We start from the raw sequence: 4,346 nt of genomic DNA, 5'->3' as shown, positions 1-4,346 counted from the left end.
GCTTTGCCGCCTGTTGCCTTTGCCGTCATCTTGATTGATGAACCAAGGTTAATTGATGTTGCGCTGATTGTAGAAGCATTTGCAAGTTCTGCAACCTTATTAACATTTACAGTAAATTGTTTTGTAAGATTCTTACCTGTTGAATCAAATACTCTTACTGCATAATAATATGTACCTACCTTAGTTGGCTTATAAGTATAGGTTGTTGCTGTTGTTGCATTCTTGAGAGTTACCCAATCAATTTCTCCGGCCGGCTTGCAGAAATAGCTGTACTTATATGGTGCTTTGCCGCCTGTTGCCTTTGCCGTCATCTTGATTGATGAACCAAGGTTAATTGATGTTGCGCTGATTGTAGAAGCATTTGCAAGTTCTGCAACCTTCTTAACATTTACATCAAATGTCTTTGTAAGATACTTACCTGTTGAATCAAATACTCTTACTGCATACTGATAGTTAGCCGCCTTAGTTGGCTTATGTGTGCATGTTGTTGCTGTTGTTGTGCCTGTAATAGCTGTCCAATCAATGTCGCCACGAAGTCTATAGAAATATCTATACTTATATGGTGCTTTGCCGCCTGTGGCCTTTGCGGTTATCTTAATTGATGAACCAAAATTGATTGATGTCGCACTGATTGTTGAATTGTTTGCAAGTGCTGTTGTAGTAGCCTTTACAGTAACTGTAAATTTGTTAGTTAGACTATTGCCTGTTGAATCAGTAACCCTAACCGCATAAGAATATGTACCTGCACTTGTTGGAGTATGCTTATAGCTTGTTGCCGTTGTTGTTTTAAGCGTTGTGTAGCTTGAGCTTGAAGGCGACTTGCATAAATATGTGTAGGTATAAGGTGATCTGCCGCCTTCTGCTGAACCCTTCATTGTAATTGAACTACCTTTTTTAATAGATGTCGCACTGATTGTTGAAGTGTTCATAAGCTCATATGTGTAATTTTCAGCTACGGTTACATTTGCAGTCGCTTTAAGACCGTTTGAGGTAGTAGCTGTAATAGTAGTTACACCCACTGACTTAGGTGTAATCAAGCCGTTTGATACCGTCGCAACAGAAGTATTGCTTGATGTCCAAGTAACTGATTTGTTTGTTGCATTTGACGGAGTAATTGTTGCTGTTAGCTGTTCTGTAGCTGTAACATCAATATCAATATTTGTTTTGTTAAGAGTAATCGCCGTTGGCTTAATTTCCGTTACTCTTTCAACAGTTCTAACATAACCGCTTGAATTGTAGTAACCATTCTTGACATACTTGAGGTCATCAGTCTGATTACTGCCATCATTGAATATAACCATTAAGTTGGAATCTGTTGTGTCATATTTAAAACCGTAAAGACCATCACCGAGGTCTTTCATGGCTGTGCCAGGCCACGAAGCACCTACTGTCTGATTATTGCTAAAGAAGTATACATTAATATTAGAACCCCAGCCAGACGGCTTTTCAAAGTATACACCGTCACCATCAAGATATGTAATTGTCTTACCAGTGACGGTTACGGTTACGGTTGCAGTTTTGCCATTAGAAGTTGTAGCCGTAATAACAGCAGTACCCTCTGCAACACCCTTTACCTTTCCACCAGATACAGTGGCAACAGATGTGTTGCTTGATGTCCAAGTAACCTCTTTATTAGTTGCATTTGAAGGAGTTACTGTTGCTGTAAGCGTTGTTTCTTTTCCTGCCTCAACAGTAGCTGATGTAGGAGAAATGGTAACGCCTGTTGGTTTTACTATATTTGGATTCTCATTTACTTTAACGGAAACTGTTGCAGTAAGTCCATTAGAAGTCTTTGCTGTAATTGTAGCTATACCTACAGAAACACCTGTAATTTTTCCGCCTGCAACTGTTGCAACGGTTGGATTGCTTGATGTCCAAGTAACAGTCTTATTTGTTGCGTTATCAGGTGTAACCTTTGCAGTAACAGTTTCAGAATTGCCCTCAAGGATAGAAACAGAAGACTTGCTTACTGTAATACCAGTTGCAGGAATTTGCTCTATTGTTTCAGGTCCGATAAGTTCTGCTGCACCACCGTCTGTGAGATATTTGCCGTTTGTAATAACTCTGCCAGGAGCAGGAGTCTTAGCTGTATCAAGAACATAAACCTTCATGTTACCCTTGCCGGAAACATTTGCTGTAAGTGTTCCGCCGCTTACATTCTGAACATCGCCTGTAACGGCATCAACATATCTACCATTAGGAATACCTGAGAATGTTGCACCGCCAGAAATTGCTACGCATACAAAGCTATCTGTATTAGAGTCTGTATAACGACGCTTAAATGCCATATTACCAGAGCAACCCTCTGTTGAATATTGTCCCTTTCTAAGAGCAGGGATAGCCTGACGGATTCTGTTCAATCTCATAATGTGCTGTGAAAGTGTAGAATTAAGTGTATTCTGAACCTCACCGCTTATATTTCCGAAAACTGTGAAGTCAGATGTAGAAACCGTACCTTCAATGTGGTCACCATAATATGCACGACCTGTTTGACTAAGAGGGGAATTAGGACCAACATCTATTGGCTTACCAGCTTGGAACTCTATTTCACTTCCGTAATAAACACAAGGGATTCCGCGGAATGTAAACATAAGTGAAAGGTTTTCTGCCCAAGCATCAGTACCACCTGTATATCTTAAAGTTTGGCATTCATCTGGGGCATAGTCGTGAGAATCAACATAAACAACATTCCAAGTAGAATCGTTGAAATATTTATCTTCTCCACGAGCTGTGTTAAATGCTCCATTAGCGCTATTAAAGCTCCAGTGCATCTGGAAGTCAATAACATTCATATCTGATTTATCAGAATAGTTAGGTGTATGATATTCATTTCCTTTAAGGAAAGCATTATCACTTGTTGGCTGTTTGCTTGTATCATTATGTGACTTATAATGTTCCTCTACCAAAGATTCGTTAGACGCTGTGTTTGTTGTCCAACGACTCTTCCAACTATTATCATCGTCCCATGTATAGAAACTGGTCGATATACCGGGCTGGTCACGATACCATACATCATGTCCCTTGGTACAAACTTCACCAAACATATAGAAGTTATCTCCACCTGCCTTTTGGAAAGCCGGCATAAATACAGTATTCAATGTAAGACGATTAATATGCTTAACTGTATCAACACGGAAGCCATCAACACCCATGTTGATATATTTTGTATAACAATCTACTAAATAGTTATAGACCTTTGGATTTTCTGTTTCGAGGTCGAAGCAGTCATCAGCGATAGTTTTTCTTTGAGCCTCGTAGTTATCCCAGTCACCGCCACCACAGAAACCATTGTGATGATAAATATTTTCAGTATCTAAACTTGCACCAGACGGCATTACATAGTTACTGCGTCCACCACCATAAACAGGGTTATCAATCTTAAGAAGATTTTTTTCACCCCAGTTACAAGTATGGTTAAGAACGACATCCTGAATAACCTTCATACCTTTTGCATGAACGGCGTCAATCAAATCCTGATATGTAATACCATTAGATTCATATCTCTTATCAACTGCACTGAAATCATATGCATGATAACCATGATAATCGTAACCTGAATTATTTTCTACAACTGGAGTAATCCAGATTGCAGTAAAGCCAAGAGCCTTGATATAATCAAGCTTGTCAATAAGTCCTTTAAAATCGCCACGCCAAGATGGGTCACTCTCAGGGTTCTTAGCTTTTTCATCTTCAGAAGTACGAGCATTGTTGCTTGGATCTCCATCATAGAATCTTGTAGTAATCAAGAAGTAAATAGATTCATCACGGAAATCTGTACGAGAATTTGCGTAAATAACGCCTCTTTCTGAGTTAGAAAGAACATTTGAGCTTGCTGCTTCTGCTTTTATCGGATTAATAAATAATCCGCTTGTTGCAACAGCAGCTACTGCCAGAAATCCTGAAAGACAACGCTTGAGAATTCCAGCAGTACTTTTTCTTTTTTGCATTGCAAAACCTTCCTTTCAAATTTTTGTTAAGCAGTACGAAATCATCACAGCACAATATATAATTTCGTACAATTTCGCATATTTATCATACCTTAATTTTACAGATTTTTTATTCTACATAAGAAATAAAAATAAATCTACAATTAAAGCATAATATAGCTATTTTTAACAGTCTTATTGAGCATTTTCACCAATAATAATTAATAATTATGCTAATATTCTATTTTAAAATAATAATGTAATAATATTTAATTTATATTCAAGCTATCTTATCAAACCATAAAAACACCTCCTATGGAAAACCCAATAGGAGGTATTCTTATTAGAATTTAATTGCTATGCAATTTAAATTATTTTACAGTAACATTAAATGTTTTTGTAAGACTCTTACCTGTTGAA

At 37.8% G+C, this 4,346-nt stretch carries 1 protein-coding gene; it reads right to left on the bottom strand.

Annotated features, from left to right (window positions below; all coding sequences use genetic code 11):
- Window positions 1-3,947: alpha-amylase family glycosyl hydrolase (locus tag ACLU24_RS03750; RefSeq protein WP_412610428.1), on the bottom strand; the 3,947-nt coding region annotated here is incomplete at its 3' end.
- Between the last annotated feature and the right edge of the window lie 399 nt (window positions 3,948-4,346).

This window comes from Pseudoruminococcus sp., assembly GCF_047012705.1.
In the GTDB taxonomy this organism is placed as follows: domain Bacteria; phylum Bacillota; class Clostridia; order Oscillospirales; family Acutalibacteraceae; genus Pseudoruminococcus.
This window is presented reverse-complemented; position numbering and strand designations above follow the sequence as displayed.